19 protein-coding genes are annotated in these 21,038 nt (G+C 39.7%); 12 read left to right on the top strand and 7 right to left on the bottom strand.

Translation table 11 applies throughout. The features are described from left to right. Window positions 1–61: 61 nt before the first annotated feature. Complete coding sequence (locus QL986_RS15435) at window positions 62–2,350, bottom strand: penicillin acylase family protein (protein ID WP_033103661.1); 2,289 nt, start codon at window positions 2,348–2,350, stop codon at window positions 62–64. Window positions 2,351–2,506: 156 nt separating this feature from the next. On the opposite strand from QL986_RS15435, the gene ycaO reads away from it, so the two are divergent. From ycaO to folX, 7 genes are all read left to right on the top strand, one after another. After that, a complete protein-coding gene (ycaO, locus tag QL986_RS15430) occupies window positions 2,507–4,267 on the top strand; it encodes a 30S ribosomal protein S12 methylthiotransferase accessory factor YcaO (protein ID WP_013463710.1) in 1,761 nt (586 codons plus the stop codon). A 118-nt stretch (window positions 4,268–4,385) separates the two neighbouring features. Beyond that, window positions 4,386–7,739 (top strand): ATP-binding protein, encoded by a 3,354-nt coding sequence (locus QL986_RS15425; RefSeq protein ID WP_138686362.1) that lies wholly within the window; start codon window positions 4,386–4,388, stop codon window positions 7,737–7,739. A gap of 47 nt (window positions 7,740–7,786) precedes the next feature. After that, entirely contained in the window at window positions 7,787–8,419 is a 633-nt protein-coding gene (locus QL986_RS15420) for a YceH family protein (protein WP_024601972.1), read from the top strand. 72 nt (window positions 8,420–8,491) lie between these two features. Beyond that, window positions 8,492–9,328: an ammonia-dependent NAD(+) synthetase gene (gene nadE / locus QL986_RS15415; protein WP_013463707.1), complete on the top strand. Its 837-nt coding sequence runs from the start codon at window positions 8,492–8,494 to the stop codon at window positions 9,326–9,328. Window positions 9,329–9,455: 127 nt separating this feature from the next. Continuing rightward, the gene (gene folM / locus QL986_RS15410; RefSeq protein WP_013463706.1) at window positions 9,456–10,175 is read left to right on the top strand and encodes a dihydromonapterin reductase; all 720 of its coding nucleotides are present in this window, start codon (window positions 9,456–9,458) and stop codon (window positions 10,173–10,175) included. A 23-nt stretch (window positions 10,176–10,198) separates the two neighbouring features. Further along, a complete protein-coding gene (folE, locus tag QL986_RS15405) occupies window positions 10,199–10,753 on the top strand; it encodes a GTP cyclohydrolase I FolE (protein ID WP_008108996.1) in 555 nt (184 codons plus the stop codon). 3 nt (window positions 10,754–10,756) lie between these two features. Continuing rightward, the gene (gene folX, locus QL986_RS15400; RefSeq protein ID WP_013463705.1) at window positions 10,757–11,113 is read left to right on the top strand and encodes a dihydroneopterin triphosphate 2'-epimerase; all 357 of its coding nucleotides are present in this window, start codon (window positions 10,757–10,759) and stop codon (window positions 11,111–11,113) included. On the opposite strand, the gene QL986_RS15395 is transcribed toward folX, so the two are convergent. From QL986_RS15395 to QL986_RS15385, 3 genes are all read right to left on the bottom strand, one after another. Continuing rightward, window positions 11,090–11,530, bottom strand: coding sequence for a YqaA family protein (locus QL986_RS15395; protein WP_013463704.1), 441 nt, complete (start codon window positions 11,528–11,530; stop codon window positions 11,090–11,092). The two genes, folX and QL986_RS15395, sit on opposite strands and share 24 nt — an antisense overlap. A gap of 91 nt (window positions 11,531–11,621) precedes the next feature. Then, entirely contained in the window at window positions 11,622–11,987 is a 366-nt protein-coding gene (locus tag QL986_RS15390) for a DUF4870 domain-containing protein (protein ID WP_010392586.1), read from the bottom strand. Between the two features lie 159 nt (window positions 11,988–12,146). Further along, on the bottom strand, window positions 12,147–14,318 hold the full coding sequence (locus QL986_RS15385; protein ID WP_138686361.1) for a S9 family peptidase: 2,172 nt from the start codon (window positions 14,316–14,318) through the stop codon (window positions 12,147–12,149). A 191-nt stretch (window positions 14,319–14,509) separates the two neighbouring features. Between QL986_RS15385 and QL986_RS15380 the strand changes: the two genes are divergently transcribed. Further along, complete coding sequence (locus QL986_RS15380; protein WP_013463702.1) at window positions 14,510–14,980, top strand: DUF2721 domain-containing protein; 471 nt, start codon at window positions 14,510–14,512, stop codon at window positions 14,978–14,980. A 53-nt stretch (window positions 14,981–15,033) separates the two neighbouring features. Here the strand turns inward: QL986_RS15380 and QL986_RS15375 are convergent, their stop codons facing one another. Both QL986_RS15375 and QL986_RS15370 read right to left on the bottom strand, forming a co-directional pair. Then, window positions 15,034–15,567 carry a hypothetical protein gene (locus QL986_RS15375; protein ID WP_013463701.1) on the bottom strand — a complete coding sequence of 178 codons (534 nt, stop codon included), beginning with the start codon at window positions 15,565–15,567 and terminating at the stop codon, window positions 15,034–15,036. 11 nt (window positions 15,568–15,578) lie between these two features. Then, the gene (locus tag QL986_RS15370; RefSeq protein WP_013463700.1) at window positions 15,579–17,912 is read right to left on the bottom strand and encodes a S8 family serine peptidase; all 2,334 of its coding nucleotides are present in this window, start codon (window positions 17,910–17,912) and stop codon (window positions 15,579–15,581) included. A 221-nt stretch (window positions 17,913–18,133) separates the two neighbouring features. Here QL986_RS15370 and QL986_RS15365 point away from each other — a divergent pair, with 221 nt between their 5' ends. After that, on the top strand, window positions 18,134–18,586 hold the full coding sequence (locus QL986_RS15365; RefSeq protein ID WP_290191687.1) for a cytochrome c: 453 nt from the start codon (window positions 18,134–18,136) through the stop codon (window positions 18,584–18,586). A gap of 51 nt (window positions 18,587–18,637) precedes the next feature. Here the strand turns inward: QL986_RS15365 and QL986_RS15360 are convergent, their stop codons facing one another. Continuing rightward, window positions 18,638–19,294: a cytochrome b/b6 domain-containing protein gene (locus QL986_RS15360; protein ID WP_013463698.1), complete on the bottom strand. Its 657-nt coding sequence runs from the start codon at window positions 19,292–19,294 to the stop codon at window positions 18,638–18,640. Between the two features lie 105 nt (window positions 19,295–19,399). Between QL986_RS15360 and QL986_RS15355 the strand changes: the two genes are divergently transcribed. The 3 genes from QL986_RS15355 to QL986_RS15345 all read left to right on the top strand — a co-directional run bounded on the left by QL986_RS15355 (window position 19,400) and on the right by QL986_RS15345 (window position 20,985). After that, a complete protein-coding gene (locus tag QL986_RS15355; RefSeq protein WP_013463697.1) occupies window positions 19,400–20,104 on the top strand; it encodes an AzlC family ABC transporter permease in 705 nt (234 codons plus the stop codon). After that, window positions 20,101–20,400: an AzlD domain-containing protein gene (locus QL986_RS15350; RefSeq protein ID WP_016900234.1), complete on the top strand. Its 300-nt coding sequence runs from the start codon at window positions 20,101–20,103 to the stop codon at window positions 20,398–20,400. Before QL986_RS15355 ends, QL986_RS15350 begins: the two co-directional genes overlap by 4 nt. A 93-nt stretch (window positions 20,401–20,493) precedes the next feature. Further along, window positions 20,494–20,985: a glutathione peroxidase gene (locus tag QL986_RS15345; protein ID WP_013463695.1), complete on the top strand. Its 492-nt coding sequence runs from the start codon at window positions 20,494–20,496 to the stop codon at window positions 20,983–20,985. Window positions 20,986–21,038: the final 53 nt, after the last annotated feature.

Genomic DNA, 21,038 nt, shown 5'->3' with positions numbered 1-21,038 from the left:
ATTGCTTTATCTGGGTTATAAAACGTTATTACTACTTATTTAGCTCACTTTGCATCCAAGGCTAGTCGTTCATTGGTGCAATTTCAATTTGATGCATTAATGCTTGCGGTAATAATGGCGTGTGCTTACCTTTTACATATTCATCAAAGCCAGCTCGATAAAACTCAGAAAGTGGGTGGCCTGATTGCCCACCCGGAATCGTTAAAATAGCATTCTTTAAGTGCCCAGGCTGAACAATAAAACGCTGTGATGCGCCAAAACTACGTTTTTGCACCGCTGGCATATAACTGTCACCAAACCCGGGCGCTGTTGGCATGTTAAGTAACTTACTTAGTATGGGCATTTGTTTAGCAAACGGGTGCTCAATCGCTAATTCGTTTACTTTTCCCCACTGCCAGTTTTGTATGTTACTACCAAACCTTGATGTTAACTGCGTGAGTGTTTGCTCAAATGCGCCCTGTAATTGCTGCTCCCAATTAGTAAACTGCGGATTAACCCAACTTGTTGGCTGAGCCTTTATTAACTGCCAAACAGCAGGCTCTAAATCACGTTTCACATATTTTAATGTGCCATCTTGCTGGTTGAGTGTTGTCTCAATACTGCTAAATAAAATATTAATCAGTTCATCACGATACGTCTTTACTAAGGTATACCCTATTGATTGCGGGCAAGCGCATTGCTGCCAGTTTTCGAGGGCATTTATATGATCTTTATAGCGCGTGGGCTGCTTTTTTAACTGCTCAAGCAATAAGGCATGCCAAGGCATTAAAAATCGTGCTTGGTTATCTAACTGCAACTGATAAAAATCACTTTCATTAAAGCGTTGTTTTTCAAATAACCTATCGCGAATTTGCGTTGCACGTGCTCCAAGCGCATAGCCGCCATTACCAAAACGGACGTTATCATCAGCAGATACCACTCGAGAATTACCTGTCCACAATCGCCCGTTTTCAGGATTTTTAATAAAAGGTCGATCGATTTCGTTTTGCTGCCAAAGCGCGGAGTAATCTTCTTCTTTTACGGCTAATTCACTAGGTGTTGTTCGCGCAGGTATGCCGCCCATATTTTTCCATGCTGCATTTCCTTGGTCATCGACCACCAGCAGGTTTTGCACAGGAATGCCTACGTCACTTGCAATATCAAGCGCATCATCAACACTCTGTGCTTGCTCAAGCTGTAATAGCTGCATATTAACGGCGTATGGTTGATGTGCAGCCCAGCTCAGTGCATAAGGCTTTTCATTAATGTATTTTACCGGACCGTATTCACTGAGCGTAAGAGAGTAACTTTCTACTTTGCCACTGGGTAATGCAATAGGCTCATCTACTTGCCACATTTTGCTATCGCTATTAAGCGCAATCCAATCGGCGGTATCTAAATACCCGTTGGTAAACCCCCATGCAACGTTGTTATTTGTGCCTACTACAATCGCCGGCGCTCCCGGAAGCGAGACACCCGTTACCTGCATGGGTTTATTATTTAATGAATAGTTTAATTGGGCTCGATACCAAATAACCGGCACAGCCATTGATAAATGCATATCATCAGAGAGCATCGCAGCCTGAGTGTTGGTTAAATTTGAGGTGACCGCCCAATTATTACTACCCACTTCTAAGTTAGCGGTAATGGGTTTAATCGCGGTGATTGGTTGCGATAAAAGCTCGGGGATTGGGTTATTCAAAAGAGCGAGCTGACTGCCATCCAATGCGGCTTGATATTGGCTAGGCTGAGTTAAAAAACTTACCATTTCAGCACCGTACTGCTGCTCTATTTGAATTAAAGCTTGGTCGCGCTCAAATGTAGATGACTGTAAATCAAGGTACATGCTAAAAATAACTAATAAACTGTCTTCACTTTGCCAAGGCTTTTGCTCGGCCCCTGTGATTAAATATTCAAAACTTGGGTACCCTACTTGTGCAAGGCCTTCATTTACACCTTGGGCATAACTGCGTAGCAGCTGTTTGTCGGCCTTCGGGAGGGTTTTTAAAATAGCTTGGCTGCGTTTACGTAATTGGTGAAAACGCATTTTTTTATCAAGCCCAAGCGCGGCTTCACCAAATAGTTCGCTTAGCTCACCGGCCGCATTACGACGTAATAAATCCATTTGAAAAAAGCGGTCTTGCCCATGCGCATACCCTAAGCCATAGGCAGCGTCATGACGAGTAGTTGCAGTAATAACGGCTTGGCCAAGCGTATCACGAGCGACTTTAACGGGCTGTGTTACCGCATCGCTTCGGCCTTTACCATCAAGGGCTGGCAAACTTAAGGTCAAAACGCCGTAAACAATTGCAGTACTGGCGAGTGCTAAAACCACAACAACCAATAGCAACCGTTTGATTACTTTAAACATAAACATACCCTTTAACTATTTCAATAAACTATTATTAGCATATATTCATAATCGTTCTATTAAAAACGCTACGAAAAGCGGGTAAAGGGTGAAATAAACATCAAAATCCACGATAATACACAGTTCATGTATTGTGCAGACCTAGTTGAGATAAAAATGACTGAAAAAACATTTATTAAAGGTAAAGACCGCGATTTAGAATCGTCTATCTCTACCATGCAAAACAAGCTAAAAGCGCTAAATATTAATATTGAAGAAGCGCTGTGGCTTAACCCTGTAGCAAACTGTTATTCAGTTCATATAAAAGATAGCGACTGCGGTGTGATGTTTACTAATGGTAAAGGTGCCACTGATAAAGCCTCTATTGCCTCTGCGCTAGGTGAATATTTTGAGCGTTTAAGCTGTAACTACTTTTTTGCTGATTTTTACTTAGGCGAAGAATTTGCCAATGATGACTTTACTCATTATCCAAACGAGAAATGGTTTAAAGTTGAAAACGATGAAATACCACAGGGTATTATGGATGAGAGCTTATGGGATTATTTTGACCCAGAGCGTGAATTAACCGCATCACACCTTTATGACTTTAACTCTGGCAATTTCGAACGTGGTATTTGTTCTGTACCGTACACTCGTCAGCGCGACAACCAAGACATTTACATTCCGGTGAATGTGATTGGTAATATTTTTGTTTCTAATGGTATGAGTGCCGGTAATACTAAATTTGAAGCCCGTGTTCAGGGATTATCTGAAGTATTTGAGCGCGCTATTAAAAACCGCATTATTGCCGAAGGTATCAGCTTGCCAATCGTGCCTGAAGAGGTGGTAAAACAATACCCTAAAATTCATGAAGCTTGTGAAGAGCTGCGTAGCCATGGCTTCCATTTACGCATTGCGGATGCATCACTAGGCGGTAAATACCCAGTAATGAGTGTCACGCTTATAAACCCTGTTGATGGGTCAGTATTTGCTTCTTTTGGTGCCCACCCTTCATTTGAAGTAGCGCTAGAGCGTACCGTTACTGAATTACTGCAAGGTCGTCGCCTAGATCAACTAGACGTATTCCAACCTGCTACATTTGATAACGACGAAGTCGCTACTCCTGAGAACATTGAACTGCACTTTATTGATTCAAGCGGTTTAATTTCACATGACTTTTTCCGCTCTGAAGCAGATTTTGAATTTGTACATTGGGACTTTAGTGGTTCAACTGAGCAAGAATACAACTTCTGTACTGATTTAATTCATAGCATGGGTCACGATATATATATTATGGATTACACCCACTTAAACGTGTATGCATGTCGTATTTTAGTTCCTGGTATGTCAGACATTTATCCAGTAGATGAGTTAATTTGGCGCAACAATAATGAAGGCGCTAAATTCCGTGAAGACTTCTTATCGCTTGATCAGTACGATAGCGAACAATGGATGGAAATTTACGACAACCTCGAAGAAGCAGGCCACAGCGATATTATTCGCGCAGCTGAATTCATTGGCTTAGCAACCGACGCCGATACACCTTGGCACACACTACGCATTGGTGAGCTTAAAGCACATTTATGCTTAGCGGCGGGTAATGAAGAAGCTATTGACTGGGTTGATTGGATTTTGCATACCGGCCAAGTAAACGACGAAGCGATGCGTCACTTTCGTTGCTTAAAAGCAATCCTTGAAATTAAATATGATGACGAGCGCGAATATGCAAGTTATCAAGATGCATTAGGTTTAATGTTTGGTAGCGACAATGTCACGCTTGCTATTGAAATTGCTGAAGGTCGTAAATTATTTAACGGCTTAACTTTCCCAGGCTTATCGCTTGAGGGTTTTAAAAAGCATGCAGCACTTCTTGATGGTTACCGCAAATTACACGTTGCAAAGCAACAGCATTGGGCGCGCGAAGTTAGCGACTCATAACCACACCTAAACTACTAATTATAAAAATAAAATGGCGCATTTTTAACTGCGCCATTTTTATTTCTTCGATAAATTGACTATAGTTAGCCTGTCTTGATTAACAACTTAATTACATTCTATGTCCCCGCAGCGCAAAAACAAACGCACCCGAATTAATAACGCTAAGCTGACTTTTTTATTATCGCTGGTGTTGATAATCACTATCAGCTTGGTGCTTGATCACGTCAATTATCACCGTGAGAAAGATGCTTATCGATTACGCACTCTGTCGCAGGTAAGTACCTATAGAGCACAACTTGAAGCTGTATTAGTGTCTAATATTCAACTCATTCGTGGCTTAGCTATTGCTGTTGCCGCTGAGCCAAACTTAGATCAAACTCGCTTTGAACAAATTGCAGCCCCACTTTTTGAAACCTCAAATGAGCTACGTAACATTGGCGCGGCGCCAGGCATGGTAATAAAAATGACCCATCCGCTTAAAGGTAACGAAAAAGCGATAGGTCTTAATTTTTTGGAAAATAAAGCACAGCGCGAAGATGCCATTAAAGCAAGAGACACGAATACGATCGTGATGGCAGGTCCACTTCAGCTTATCCAAGGCAGCGAAGCCTTGATTGCGCGCGTACCAGTATACTTGCCAGAAAATAACGCCTTTTGGGGATTGCTCTCAGTGGTACTCGATATAGAAAAAGTTTATGAAAACTCGGGGATTATTGAACTACAGCAAAATTATAATATAGCAATACAAGGACGTAATGGATTAGGTAAGCAAGGTGAGTTTTTTTTCGGTGGCCCCTCTATTACTGATCAAGACCCTCTAGAATTTACTTTAAACTTTCAAGGAGGTGTTTGGCAGCTTTATGTTATACCCAAGCAAGGCTGGCAACCAGTGAGTTCTTCGATCTGGCCTTTACGGTTCATTATTTTAACCGTGTTAGGCTTGCTCATTTCTGCCTTTTTGTTTTATCTAAAAATACTCAACCGTGAACAAGAAAGCGAAAGAATGCTTGAGGTGATGAGTAATTTAGCACAAGTCGGTGCATGGTCGTTTAACTTAGAAAAAAAACACGTGTTTTGGTCAGATATGACTAAAAAAATATTTGAATACCCATTAGATGAGCAACCAAAATGGTCAGAAAATTTAAACTATTTTAAAGAAGGTGAAAGTAGAGAAAAAATCGCTAAACTGGTTGAAAGAGCAATTAAGCATGGTGAAAGTTACGAAACTGAGCTTGAAGTGATCAATGCAAATGGTCAGCCTGTATGGGCACTTGTTCACGGTGAAGCTGAACATAAAAATGGCCGTTGTGTAAGAATATTTGGTTCATTACAAAATATTGATGCCCGTAAAAAAGTAGAATTAGAAAATCGCAAAATTGCTCGTTTTAACGAAACCTTGGCCTCCTTAACGGTGAGTGATGAAATATTAAATGGCAAACTAAGCCAATCTAAAGAATTAATCACGCAGTCTATTTGCCAAGCCCTTGAGGTAAACTGCGCCAGTATAAAATTGTTTAATCAACAAAGAACCCAGCTAATTCAATTTGCGAGTTTTAATCGTTCAGGTAGCGAAAATAATATTCCGTGGCTGCAAGAAACTATTCCTGACTTTTTTACCGCAATAGAACGAAAAGCGATATTTTGTGTTGATGATGCTCAACAACATCCCTACTTAGCCCCTATCAAAGAAAGCTACCTTCAACCGTTTTCAGTCAAGGCGATGCTGTGTGTTCTTATTCCTGCAAGCAGTGGCTCTATTGGAATAGTTTGTGCTGAGCAAGATATAGTTAGAACATGGAGCCATAATGAAGAAAGCTTTTTAATTGCTGTAGGGGCTTTAATTGGCAGCCTTTACTCTAGCCAACAACGTATAGAAACAGAGGCACAACTAGTCAAGGCAAAAGAAGCCGCAGAACAAGCTGTGATTGCAAAAAGTGAGTTTTTAGCCAGTATGAGCCATGAAATTCGCACACCCATGAATGGGGTGTTGGGAATGCTTAATATTGTTAAAGCAACCCAATTAGATCAACAACAAAAGCATCATATTAAACTTGCGCAATCATCTGCAGAGTCATTATTAGGAATTATTAATGATATTTTAGACTTTTCTAAAATAGAGGCTGGCAAGTTAGACATTGAAAATATTCAATTTAATTTACCTCGCTTACTGGGTGAAGTGGTTGAGTCATTTGCATTAAAAGCCGAACAAAATAACACCACGTTAATTTTGGATGCAACACATATCACTAGCAGCGAATTTATTAGCGATCCGAATAGATTACGTCAAATTTTAAGTAACTTAATTGGTAATGCCGTTAAATTCACCCAAAACGGTGAAATATTGGTAACCGCTAAAATAGCCCACACACTTGACGCCACAGTTTTAGAATGTGCAATCGCTGACTCAGGTATAGGAATCAGCGCAGAGAAACAGCCCCATTTATTTGACTCATTTACTCAAGCAGACACATCAACCACACGCCAATATGGTGGCACAGGCCTGGGTCTTGCTATTGTAAAGCAGCTTTGTGAGCTCATGGGTGGCGAAGTGAATGTGAGCAGTACACCAAATAAAGGCAGTACATTTTCCTTTTTTATAAAGATAATCCCTCAATTAGTTCAACAGCACGAAGCATATCAAGCAATTAAAAATAAGCGTATTTGGGTTATTGATGATTGCTTACTCAATACCACTATTGCCAAAAAACAATTAACTCGCTGGGGGGGCAAGGTCAGCACGATTTGCGATTACCTGTCTATAAGTGACTACATTAATAGCCATGAAGATACCCCACCAAACATTGTGCTCGTTGACAGTGCTTTATTTGAACCATTATACGAAGCTCAAGCACTCGCACTTAAGCAGTTTTTAATAAAAAGTAACAGCCATTTAATTATTATGGCTCCCATGAGTTATACAAATAAAAACGCGACCTTACCATTAACCGAAGAAACCCTCGTATTTAAACCACTCACCCCTTTTGATTTACAAAATGCGCTGACTGCAAAAAGCACTATCGAGCAAACACACGTTGATACACAACTAAAGTCGCTTGCTGCCACTGAGGTTATGACAGATACACTGGCGGCGCATGTTTTATTAGTAGAAGATAATAAAATTAACCAAGTTGTTACCGCTGCTTTTTTAAAACAGTTGAACGTGACATTTGAGATTGCTGAAAATGGTGCTGAGGCAGTTGAAAAGTTGAATCAAAACCCAGCTAACACTTATCAATTAATATTAATGGATTGCCAAATGCCTACGATGGATGGCTACCAAGCAACTATTGCCATCAGAGAAGGCAAAGCAGGTAAGGTAAATAAAAACATAACAATAATAGCGCTTACCGCAAACGCAATGCAGGGTGATAAAGACAAATGTTTAGCCACTGGTATGGATGATTATTTAACTAAACCCCTCAATGCCACAACTCTTCATTCTAAGCTCCAGCAATGGCTTACAAGCAAATAACAGTGTAAGCTAAAAATAGAATTTATTAGGTGAGATAAGGTATGCAATTGCAATTATCAATGGAGCAACAACGCGTTATTGGTTGTTTATTAGAAAAACAAAGCACAACACCTGAGCACTACCCTTTATCGTTAAATGCATTAACAAATGCCTGTAATCAAAAATCGAATCGCGCGCCAGTTGTTAATTATATAGAAGAGCAAGTTCAAACAACCGTTGATGAATTAATCAGTATGCGATTAGTCACTGTAAATGAAGGGCTGTCTGGGCGAGTTAATAAATACGATCATCGTTTTTGTAATACTGAGTTTAGTCACCTGCAATTTGATCAACAGCAAAGGGCGATTATTTGTTTATTATTATTGCGAGGCGCACAAACACCTGGCGAATTAAAAACACGCAGTAGCCGCCTTGCCGACTTTGCTCATATTGATGATGTTGAAAAGTCACTTGAACAACTAATTCAAAGCAATCATGTTAAAAAGCTGCCGCGCGAATCAGGTAAACGGGATTGTCGATATATTCATTTATTTGCAGATCAATCATCTGTGAACGAGGCTTCACTTGAGGCACAAACACACACTGATGATATAAAAAACACTGAGCTAAATGACTTACTTGCAGAAATTGATGAGCTAAAAGTCCAGCTTAAACAAATAAAAGCTCACTTAGGGCTTTAATTCATAAATATGAAATCACATAATAGTTGCTCTATGTAGAGCGTAAAAATTATTTAACTAAAGGAGCGGGCCATGCGCGCCGAGATTATGGCTGAAATGAAAGTTCAGCCTTCGATTGATGTAAACGCTGAAATTAAACGCCGAGTGGATTTTATTAAAGCACGTTTAAAAGCGGCATATTCAACCTCACTTGTACTAGGGATCAGTGGTGGTGTAGATTCATCGACCTGTGGCCGTTTGTGTCAACTTGCTATTGATGAGCTAAACCAAGAACACCCTGACACTCATTATCAATTTATTGCTGTACGCCTACCTTATGGCGTTCAAGCTGATGAAAGTGAAGCGCAAATGGCGGTTGATTTCATTAAGCCGAGCACCCGCATGACAGTAAACATTAAACCCGCAACCGATGCTCTGCATGAGCAGACAATGGCAACTCTCGCGGGTACCGAACAAACACTCCCTTCGCAAGATAAAATCGATTTTATTAAAGGTAATGTCAAAGCACGTCAACGCATGATTGCGCAATATGAAATAGCCGGCTTTTGCCAAGGCTTAGTGGTCGGTACCGATCATAGTGCTGAAAATATTACGGGTTTTTACACTAAATTTGGTGATGGTGCATGCGATTTGGCTCCTTTATTTGGCCTATCAAAACGCCAAGTTCGCGCATTAGCAACCACATTGGGTGCGCCTGCGCTTTTAGTTGAGAAAGCACCAACAGCAGATTTAGAAAGTGATAGACCTGGACTAACAGACGAAGAAGCACTTGGCTTAAGTTATGAAGAAATTGATGACTTTTTAGAAGGTAAAGCAGTTTCAAGTCATGTAGAAGAAACGCTAATTGCAATTTACCAGCGCACGCAACATAAGCGCCAGCCTATTCCAACAATATACGATGCTTTTTAAATCAATATTATAAGCGTGATTTAACTGATCGAGCCGCTTGTATTTTACGTAAACATGACGTGAAAATAAGTGGCTTAAATTTTTAAAAGTTAACCTTAACGCTTGCCAACAGAGAGTTTTATATTTTATGACACCCCCTATTTTGATTACTGGTGCAGCACAACGTATAGGGCTTGCGCTGGCAAAGCACTTTATAGCCCAAGGGCAAGCGGTCATTATTACTTATCGGACCCGTCATGAGGCTGTTGATTCGTTGGAACAACAAGGAGTTACCTGTCTTTATGCTGACTTTAGTACTGATGAGGGCATTAATACTTTTATTACGTTGCTTAAATCACACACTGACTCACTCAGGGCGGTTATTCATAATGCATCAAGCTGGGACTGTGAAGCTAACAACCCCCACTTTGAGCAGCTGTTTGACAATATGATGCGCATTCATGCAAAAACACCGTACTTGGTAAACTTACACTGCGCAGATTTACTATTAAATTATCAGGCGTCGCATGCTAAACCCGCTGACATTATTCATTTGACTGATTATGTAGTGGAAACAGGCAGTCCAAAGCATCTTGCTTATGCGGCCAGTAAAGCCGCACTGGATAACTTAACTAAATCATTTAGTGCTAAATATGCACCTAACATAAAAGTAAATTCAGTCGCACCATCATTAATTATTTTTAACCAACATGATGATGAGCAGTATCGCGCTAAAACTTTAAAAAAATCATTAATGGGTATCGAACCTGGATGCCAAGAAATTATTAATAGTATAGACCTACTACTGAACAGCCATTACATCACAGGGCGTGCTTTACCTGTTGATGGTGGTCGCCATCTTAAGTAAGTCCTAATAAAACTGAGAAACTTATGCATAACGAATTAAAAGAAAGCTATCAAAAAATTATAACTGCTGTAGGTGAAGACGCTGAACGTGAAGGGTTACTTGATACCCCAAAACGCGCTGCAAAAGCGATGGAGTACCTTACTCAAGGATATCGTCAAACGCTTAACGAAATCACTAACAATGCGGTATTCACCTCTGACGCTGACGACATGGTATTGATACAAGACATCGAGCTTTACTCTATGTGTGAACATCATTTACTCCCTTTTATTGGCCGCTGTCATATTGCTTATATCCCTGATGGCAAAGTATTAGGCTTATCTAAGTTTGCGCGTATTGTTGATATGTTTTCGCGTCGTTTTCAAATTCAAGAACAGCTTACCCATCAAATTGCAAAAGCGGTTGAGGAAGTAACCGGTGCAAAAGGTGTGGGGGTAATTGTTGAAGCAAAACACATGTGTATGATGATGCGTGGTGTAGAAAAGCAAAACTCAAGCATGCGTACCTCGGTAATGCTAGGAAACTTTAGAGCCGATCCGAAAACACGTAATGAGTTTTTACAGCTGATCAAAGGATAATGTATGGCAAACGCAATTATTAATGTAACTAATTTACGACTACGCACATTTATTGGTTTTAATCCTGATGAGCGTGAAAAAAAACAAGATGTGGTCATTAACCTTGAAATTCACTACCCTGCTGATCAAGCTTGTGAAACAGATGAAGTAGACCAAGCACTTAACTACAAAGTGATTACTAAAGAGGTGATTAGCTTAGTGGAGCAAGGACACTTTTTATTGTTAGAAAAACTAGTTGCTGAAATTCTTGCTGTTTGCCACTCACACCCAAGTGTTAATTATGCTAAGGCTCGAGTAGATAAACCTCATGCGTTGCGCTTTGCCGATTCGGTTTCTTTAACCCTCGACTGGCACAAATAATCCAACGGCAAGGGCTATTACCGCTAAATAACGTAACCCCTTGCCGAGCGTTACCAGCACTAAAAATGTAGTAAAGCGAACTTTAAACACGCCGCCAATAACGGTTAGTGGGTCGCCAACGATGGGCAGCCAAGCAAACAACAGGCTATAAACACCATATTTATTAAACTGCTGTTGTGCTTTTTTAAGCCCTTTTTCAGACACTGGAAACCATTTTTTATCTTTAAAACGCAATGCCTGCGTCCCTAACCAATAGTTAACACAACTGCCTAGTACATTACCCAAGGTTGCTGCGAACCAAATTAGCCATAAGTTAGTATTGCCTTGCATGATCATGCCACCCATCAATACTTCAGAGGAGCTAGGTAATAACGTGGCAGATATAAATGCTGTAAAAAATAATGTTATATAGAGCATCTTTCCCTTATGGCTAAAAACTAAACCCAGCAATTAGCTGGGTTTGAACGACTTTTTAACTTAAAACCAATTCACCGAATAATAAAAACAGTTATTTTATCAAATTTAAGCTAAGGGGATAATTAAACTCTTTGCCATCGTTGGCTTTCACGCTTGCGATAACCACCATCACAAATGAAAAAATAGCCACCATAGGTAACAGTAGTAAACCAACCGCTGCAAAAATTAGTAAAAAACAAACAAAATAAGCTATAGCCATAGTAATTTGAAAATTAAGGGCTTTTTTGCCATGTATATCAACAATTGGCATTTCATCTTTTTTAATTAACCAGATAATAAGAGGGCCGAGTACCGACCCAAATGGCACAATAAACCCCGCTAATGCACTTAAATGACATAGCATTGCCCATGTGCGGTCATCTTTATTGACGACTTTAATCTCTTGATTTTGTTCCATTACACTCTCCCTTCTCGTTTTTATTTTGCGCTAAAATAATATTCACACTCATTAGCCACCTTAATGTAAATGCTTATTTATCCAATGCAAAGCATTTGTGTATATTTAAAAATAAAAAAGCGCAGCAAATAGCTGCGCTTATTGATATTGCCAGACCAGTTACTTATTCACACCCGCTAAATCAAGCATAAAAGCATAATTTAATGCAGTATCTTCTAAGCGTTTGAAGCGACCTGATGCACCTCCGTGCCCTGCTTCCATATCGATTTTAAACAGTAGCTTGTTATCATCTGTTTTGTAATCTCGCAGCTTAGCCACCCACTTTGCAGGCTCAAAATATTGTACCTGTGAATCATGTAAGCCAGTAGTAACTAACATATTTGGGTAATCTTGCTTACTGACCTGATCATAAGGTGAATACGATAACATATACTCATAGTATTCTTTCTCGTTAGGGTTACCCCACTCACCGTATTCGTTGGTTGTAAGTGGAATACTTGCATCAAGCATCGTGGTCACTACATCAACAAATGGAACCGCAGCCACCATACCTTTATACAACTCAGGAGCTTGGTTTGCCACTGCGCCCATTAACAAGCCACCCGCACTGCCACCTTGAGCAAATATTTTATCTTTTGCACCATACTTTTGCTCAACTAATGCCTTGGTAACATCTACAAAGTCGTTAAAGGTGTTCTTTTTAGTCAGTAGTTTACCGTCCTCATACCAAGGGCGACCTAGCATTTGTGAACCGCGAATATGCGCAATGGCAAATACAAAACCCCGATCGAGCAAACTTAAGCGAGCGCTAGAAAAGGTAGGATCCATGGTCGCGCCATACGAGCCATAACCATATTGTAGCAGCGGATTAGTTCCCTCTTTTTTAAACATGTCTTTGCGATAGACTAGGCTTACCGGTACTTTAATACCATCTCGTGCAGTGACAAAAATTCGCTCTGATGCGTAGTTATCTGCACTAAAATCACCGAGTACTTTTTGTTGTTTAAGTAATGTTTTATTGCCAGTAGCTAAATTAACATCATACGATGAAGCGGGTGTTGTCATACTGGTATAATACACACGTAATGTATCGCTATTTAAATCATTGTTACCGTAGGTGCTAATTGTATAAGCACTGTCGTTAAAGCTAAGCGGTATCTCTTTACCCGTGGTTAAGTTACGAGCAATAATAGTCGACTGACCCATTTCACGCTGCTGATACACTAAGTAATCGTTAAATAAGTCGATGCCTTCTAATTTTATATTATCGCGAGCGGGGATCACCGTTTGCCAATTAGCTTTATCGCCAGCTTTATCAATATCTACTTTCATTAACTGAAAGTTGACTGCGTTTAAATTAGTGACAATGTAGTAAGTATTACCCAGCTTAGAAATTCCATACTCCAGATCCGCTTCACGTTCAATCAAGCGTTTTGGCATAGCTTTAACATCATCAGCACTTAAAACCGATACACCTGACGCAGTTGTACTGCTGTGCCAGATATAAATTTCTGAATCGTCTTTGCTTTTGCTAATACCCATGTAATAACTGGTATCTGTTTCTTCATAAACGAGTTCATCTTCAGCCTGTGGGGTACCGAGCGTATGACGATAAACTTGGTAACCTAGTAAAGTTTGTAAATCTTTTTTTATGTAATAAAGCGTTTTGTTGTCGTTTGCCCAAACAACACTGCCATTCGTACCTTTAAGCGTATCTTCGAGTAATTTACCAGTGCTTAAGTCTTTTATTTTTATATTATAAATACGACGACTTACGGTATCTTCACCATATGCCATTAAATTGCCGTTTGGACTTACATCTAAACCACTTACGGCATAATAATCATGTTCCTTAGCTAGCTCGTTTACATCTAAAATAACCTGCTGGTCAGTGCCTGCAAAATCACTACTACGTACATAAGTTGCGTATTCGTTATCACCGCGAGTTTGTGATGAATAATAATAGTCACCGTTTTTAACTGGCACTGAATCATCGTCTTTTTGAATTCGCCCTTTTAGCTCTTCAAATAACCTAGTTTGTAACGTTTTTGTATGCGCAAGCATTGCATCTGTATAAGCATTTTCAGCCTCAAGGTAACTAAGTACCTCAGGATCTTTTCGCTCATCATCACGCATCCAGTAATAATCATCGATGCGAGTGTCGCCATGGATTGTCATTTCATATGGCACTTTCTTCGCAATCGGCGGCATGACTTCGGTTTGAGCAGCTACATTTTCAACCTTTGCTGATTGCTCAACATCAGGGGCTTTATTACATCCCCCTAAAATAGCTAAGGATATAAAAGTAAGAACAAATGGGGTGTGTTTCATTGATTGGAATCTCTGTAGTTTTTATTTTTATTAAATATACCTAATATTTAATAGCACGGAGATTTAGTTTGTGAAGCTATGTAAAAAGAGAGCCTAGAAATTCTTTTTATATGTTTATGACTTCAGTTATCCTAACAATAACGAAGTAGCATTATATAGCCTCTTCATGCTGCTAATTAATAAGGATAAAAATGAACAACGACGTAATTAACATTTTAACAATGGCTAAAGTCATTCAAACAGCGGTTGCACCCGTTTTTTTAATTACTGGTATTGCAGCAACGCTCGGGGTTTTATCTAATCGCTTGGCGCGAATTACAGACAGAGCCAGACAGTTAGAGCGAAAATTAAAAGTTAGCACCGATGAAGAATTTAACTTGTCTCTGACTACAGAGCTTAGAGCACTCCTTAAGCGCTCTCGCTGCATACACATTGCATTTAGTTTAAGTGTATTAAGTGCACTATTAGTTTGCGCCGTGGTTATGCTGTTATTTTTATCTCACATACAGTCAATTAATTTAGGTGTCACTATTGGCAGCTGTTTTGTTGGTGCAATGGCATTACTGATATGTGCATTTATGTCATTACTCGGTGAGGTGTTTTTGGCAACGCGCAGTATGCGTCGAGGGATGATTTTCGCAGATATAGATATAAACGAATAATAAAAAACCCCGAGTCAATCGTGCTACTCGGGGTTTTACTTATTTAAAACAGATTACTGTGCAGTGTAAATAGTTTCTAACACTTCTATTTTAGCTTCTTTAATCAAACCAGATTCTTTTAGCTGCTTTGATGCAACTAAAATATCTTGACCATCATTTACAGCTAAAACAGCAATTTTAGTGCCTGGGAATAAAGATACGACCTTCAAACCTGCAGCCGAAGCAACATCGCTTGCACTCATACCATCTTTTAAAAGAATAGTAATATTACCTGATAGTGACGTTAGGTTATTAGTAAAAATATTACGAACTAATGTTCCTTTTGTGACCACATCAGACGATTTATCTACGCTTACTACTGTCATCTCACCTTTTTGCATAACGACATGCTCTTCTGAAGCAACACTCGAAGGCACTAAACGTAAGTTCTTTTCAATTTTGTAAGAACCAAAATCCGCTTTATCAAACTTTAATTTAGCTACTTGTTTCTTAGGAAGCTGAAGCTCTTTATCTGAGCTAGTGTTTGCTGTTGCCCCAAACGAAATACACGCAGCAGCACCCAATACGATTAATTGTTTAATTTTCATCTTTATAATCCTTACTCTTGACCTGCGTGACCAAATGCACGAAGAGATACACCTTCAAGTACACTTGCTGAGTTATTATTACTAATACCAGTAACACCTAGAGAATTATTTGAGCCTCGACTAAATGCAAAGCTATCTGCGCTTGTATCTAACAAACGAACAGTCCAAGTACCTTTCGTAGACTCTCCGTAGAAAGCATTTGAAAGCATCACAGCGTCTTTAAGTACATAACCTACACTCCAGCTATTCGTGAAGCTATATGCAGGGTAAAACAAAGCTTGTTTAGATGAAAGTAATACACTTCGAGTACCCGCTGGCGAAGTAACCTCAATAGCTAAATCATTACCAGCAGATGTTTGAGTACCATCAGCTAGGCCGAAGCCCATTTCAGGGTTGCTTACATCAAATTTAAATTGCATTGCCTCAATGTTTAATTCTTCTGTAACTACAATTTCTTGCGTTAAACCTGTAGCACTGTTATCAGGAATTTCTAATGCTAGTGCACTCTCAGAAACGGCTGAACCAACACCATTCCAATCCGTGATTACTTGCTCACCTAATGAAGCGTCATAAGACTTAGCCATTGCAACCGCTGCACCTGCATCTACACGCCCAAAGCCATATAAGTTATTAAAGCTATAACCAGCGGCATTTTCAACCCAACCATCATGTGCAACAAACTCACCATCTGCGGTAGTTAATTTTACAGGGGCATTTTCAGCGTCAATTAATGTACTTGTTGACGCTAATATATGACGCACATCACGCCAAGTTAGTTCAGGATTAGCCGAAAGAATAAGTGATACTACACCTGATGCATTTGGCGCAGCAGACGATGTACCGTTAAATGTAGATGTATAGTTACAACTTGCGTTATCTTCATTACCAGGATAGTTAAATGGGAACTGGCTTATGGCAAACTCTTCTCCATATCTCTGAGTAAAGCTTGCAACAGCACCACTATTAAAGCCTGAGTAACCGTTGATACATGTCATCTGATCCGTTGTTACCATTGCAGGTGCCCAACGACCATATTCACCAGCTGGCGCTGAAACCATTAAGTTAGCACCTGCTGTTGAGTAGCTAGTGTGCTTACCATTTGCATTTACAGCAGCAACACTTAGATAGTAAGGATGGCCTTGGCTTGGCTCAAACGCACCGTTATAACACGTTAAACCTAAGTCATTAGCTCCATTATCTTCACATAGTGAGCCTTCATCACCGCCATCAACAAAAGAGTTACCACTCGATTTCATATTAAGTGCCCCCTTACCATCTCGCAGGTTTAGGTTTGGGTATGACTCAATAGCTTCATCTAATTCTGAATATGCAATAAATGTTGGGAAAGTTATGCCATAACTACGGTTAAACGCAGAAATATTTTCTGTTGTGCTAATGCCGCTTCCAGGGAAACCATGCACCATTAACTCAGTTTGTGGGATTTTAGCACCACCAAGATAATTCATACCAATTAAACCAGCATCAGGAGCAACGCCACGGCCACCTTTACCATTCCAACCTTTTGCAGCAATCAAACCAGCAACACTTGTACCATGATCACCACTGTTTGACATACTAGTAGGATCTGTACGGTCAGTCGCATCAGCATTTAGGTTTAAAGAGCGGTTTGGTAATACATTATCGATTAAATCTTCATGGCGGATTTCCATACCCGAATCGATCACAACTGCCGTTGCACCTGCCCCAGTAACACCTTGAGCATAAGCATCAACAACATTCATATCTTCACCAGCTACAAGCTCTGTCGCTTCTGATTGAGCAAAGCTAGCGTTGACATCGGCTTGTGCTTCTTCTTCTGTATCGCCAAATAAACTAACGTACAAATCAATTAAGCCTTGTTTCATCTCATCACTAAGCGAGTAAGCTTTCTGACCTGTATTGTTTAGGTGCCACTGCTGATTTGCAAGAGGATCTCCAATAATTCCTGAGATATTAATTTTCGCAGAGGCCGTTTTACCGTTTGCAGTTACTGTGTAATCAATAACCGCATCTTCACCAGAAACAGGCACATATGTAAACGAAGTACCCTCTACTGTTAACATACCATGGCTAAACTTAAAGACACCATCTTGCGCGGTAATTGCCTCGCCATTTTCAGTAAAACTAAAAGTAAGTGCGTCACCATCATTATCACTTGCTTTAAAGTCTGCAGTAACTGGAACCCATTGTTTTAAATCAGTAACGACAACATCACTCGCTTTTGGTGCTACATCAGTAACAACTGGAACTGTATTGTTATTATCATTATCGCTTCCACCACACCCTGATAGCGAAATTACTATCGCTGCAGACAACGCTGACAGCTTAAAAATATTATTTTTCATAAATGCTCTTCATTGGTTATTTTTATGACACCTGAATGTACACAATCAAACAACAAGCAGCAACACTGCATTTACAAACATTCACAATAAACCGTAAAATAATATCAGCCCGATTAAAATCCCGTTAATAATATCAAAGTAATAATCTATGCTTTCCCTTGAACTAAAGCCTAAGCTAATATACAAAGATAATTAAAGAACCCTCAAAGGAGTAGAGTAAAGTGAAATTGAAGCAAGTATTTATCGGGGCATTACTATCTACATGCGCACTTAGTGTATCTGCAAATTCTGCATTTAAAGAGCCGAGTGATGCAATTGAGTATCGCCAAGCTGCATTTTCTATGATTTCAGTTCAAATAGGCGATATGGGTGCCATGCTTAAGGGTAAAATTCCTTTTGATGCAGAGCAATTCAAACAGCGTGCAAATAACGCGGCGGCATTATCTAAAATGCCTTGGGAGGCCTTTTACGCAGGCACTGAAAAAGGCGATACATCAGCACTTCCTGCGGTATGGTCTGAAAACGATACTTTTATGAAAAAAGCGACAGCGTTTCAGCAATATGCTGATGAACTTGCTATAGCAGCTCAAACAGGTGACAAAGCGGTCATTGGTAAAGCATTTGGTGCATGGGCTAAAGGCTGTAAAGATTGCCATAAGCAATTCAAAGACTAATAAATTCTGTGTATTAAACAATAAAAATGGCGCTGTATTAGCGCCATTTTTTTAACTAAGCAGATAACTTAAAGGCTCACTTCCCCAAGTACTCATTAATAAAATCAGTAATAGTAACAATAAAAACCATGCAATCCATGGTGACTTTGTCTCAGGCTCTGAGCTTTGTGTTGGCAGTGCTTTATTGCCGGTGATCATTGCTTTTACTAAAGGCTTGCCTTTAATTTTGTAAGCAATAATAGCCACAACATGCAAAATAATCGCATAAAATAAAATATCAAAATTGATATGGTGCAGCCAGTTGGCAAAATCAATCGTATCACTCGATACATACTGCGCTAACGGGCCATCAGTTAAAATGCCATCACTGCTCATTAAACCACTAACCAGTTGCGTAATAATCAGTATAAAAAATAATAACACCATATAACTACCTGGTGCAGAATGGCCCACATCATTTATTTTTTTGCCACTAAAAGAAGCAAGCACCGACTTAGGAGAATGCAGTAATGCCGATATTCTTGCCGTTTTACTGCCTATAAGACCCCATATAATCCGCGTTGAGATAAGCGCTAAAGTAAAAAAGCCAACCACAAAATGTAGCTCTATCATGCCCTCTTCAGCACTAAAATAAAGCGCAGCAATACTCAATACTAATAACCAATGAAAGCTTCTTAAAAAGCCATCCCACACTTTTACCTTGAACATTGCACCTTCCCTAAAAAACAGTATCATCTAAAACGCTAACTATTTTAGCATCTTAATATTAAGGTATCCTAATGAGTCTTTCTACCAGTGCGCAGAGTAAAACACATGCAGTCCATTAAAAAACCGATACTAAAAGGCTTTTTAGATATGCTGCCATTATGTTTAGCCGTTATTCCTTGGGGGATTTTATGTGGCTCGTTGGCAATACAAAATGGCTTTACCCCTTTTGAAACTCAAGCCATGTCGCTACTGGTATTTGCAGGCTCGGCGCAGCTGGTTGCAATTGAGCTCATTGCTGGTAATACCCCTCTATTAACCATTTTATTTACCACGTTTATTATTAGCTCTCGCCATTTTTTATATGGCTTGGCGGTTCGTCACAAAGTGATTGAGCAACCCATGCGTTGGCGCCTTCCAGTCAGCTTTGTCTTAACTGATGAACTATTTGCTTTTTCGCATCACCCTCGCGCCTACCAGACTCAAACGCGCCTAATTTACGCGCTCAGCGCAGGCTTTAGCTTTTACATTGCTTGGAATATTTGGACACTTATCGGTATTGTAGCCGGCACTATGCTCCCTGATCTAACCAATTTAGGACTCGACTTTGCGATTGCTGCAACCTTTATTGCTTTGGTTATCCCAGGAGTTAAAAATTTAGCCACTCTTGTCACGGTCATTGTTGCAGGGATCTGTGCCACTTTATTAAAAAGCACAGGCTTTGAGCTGTGGTTGGTATGCTCAGCACTATTAGCAATGAGTGCAGGTTACACTGTAACTAGAATAGTAAAAAATAAGGACGCTAAATCATGATGACGACTATTTTACTTATGGCATGTATTACCTTTTTTACCCGTTATTTATTCTTACACCGCGCGCTACCATTTAAAGTAGGGCCTAAAATGCAGCAGTTTTTGAGCTTCAGTGCACCTGCGGTTCTAACAGCGATTTGGGTGCCGATTGTATTTATAAATGATGGTGGCATTAATCTAAATTGGCAAAACCCTTATTTAAGCGCAGCGATTGTAGCCATTATAGTTGCTTACAAAACACATAATATTTACCTAACCACACTTGCTGGTATGGGGTTATTTTTGATTTTAAATTAACAGTAACGCCATAGCAGTGTTCACTATTTCGACTTTGTTAATCACCAAGCAAAGGTTAGACTATGCCAAATAAACAAATAATAGCTTAATAATATGCACCCATTTCATCAACTAAGTGCTACTAGCCTGCAAGGCCAACCTATCGATTTTAAAGAGTTTGTAGGTAAAGTTGTGTTAATAGTAAATACCGCAAGTGAGTGTGGATTCACCTATCAATACGAGTCATTGCAAGCATTACACGAAAAGTATGCCAGCCAAGGTTTAGTCATTATAGGTTTCCCGTGTAACCAATTTGGCCAGCAAGAACCCGGAGACGCGAATCAAATAGCACAAGGTTGTTTAATAAATTACGGAGTTAGTTTTTTAATCGCAGAAAAAGTGAACGTTAATGGTCAGCATACACATTCGGTTTTTCGCTATTTAAAATCTGTATTGCCGGGGTTTTTGACACGAAAAATTAAGTGGAACTTCACAAAATTTTTGATTAATGCAGATGGCTCACCGATTAAGCGCTACGCGCCCTTTACTAAACCTGAAAAACTAGAAAAAGTAATTGAAAAAGCATTGCTCGCAGCTAAAGTTTGAGGCTTAAAAATTATAAAGAGGCATAAAGCCTCTTTATTACCAACCCACAGAGC

Origin of the sequence: Pseudoalteromonas sp. APC 3250 (assembly GCF_030407915.1) — a bacterium.
Classification (GTDB): Bacteria; Pseudomonadota; Gammaproteobacteria; order Enterobacterales; family Alteromonadaceae; genus Pseudoalteromonas; species Pseudoalteromonas tetraodonis.
The sequence above is the reverse complement of the archived record's forward strand: the minus strand, read 5'-3'. Positions and strand labels throughout refer to the sequence as shown.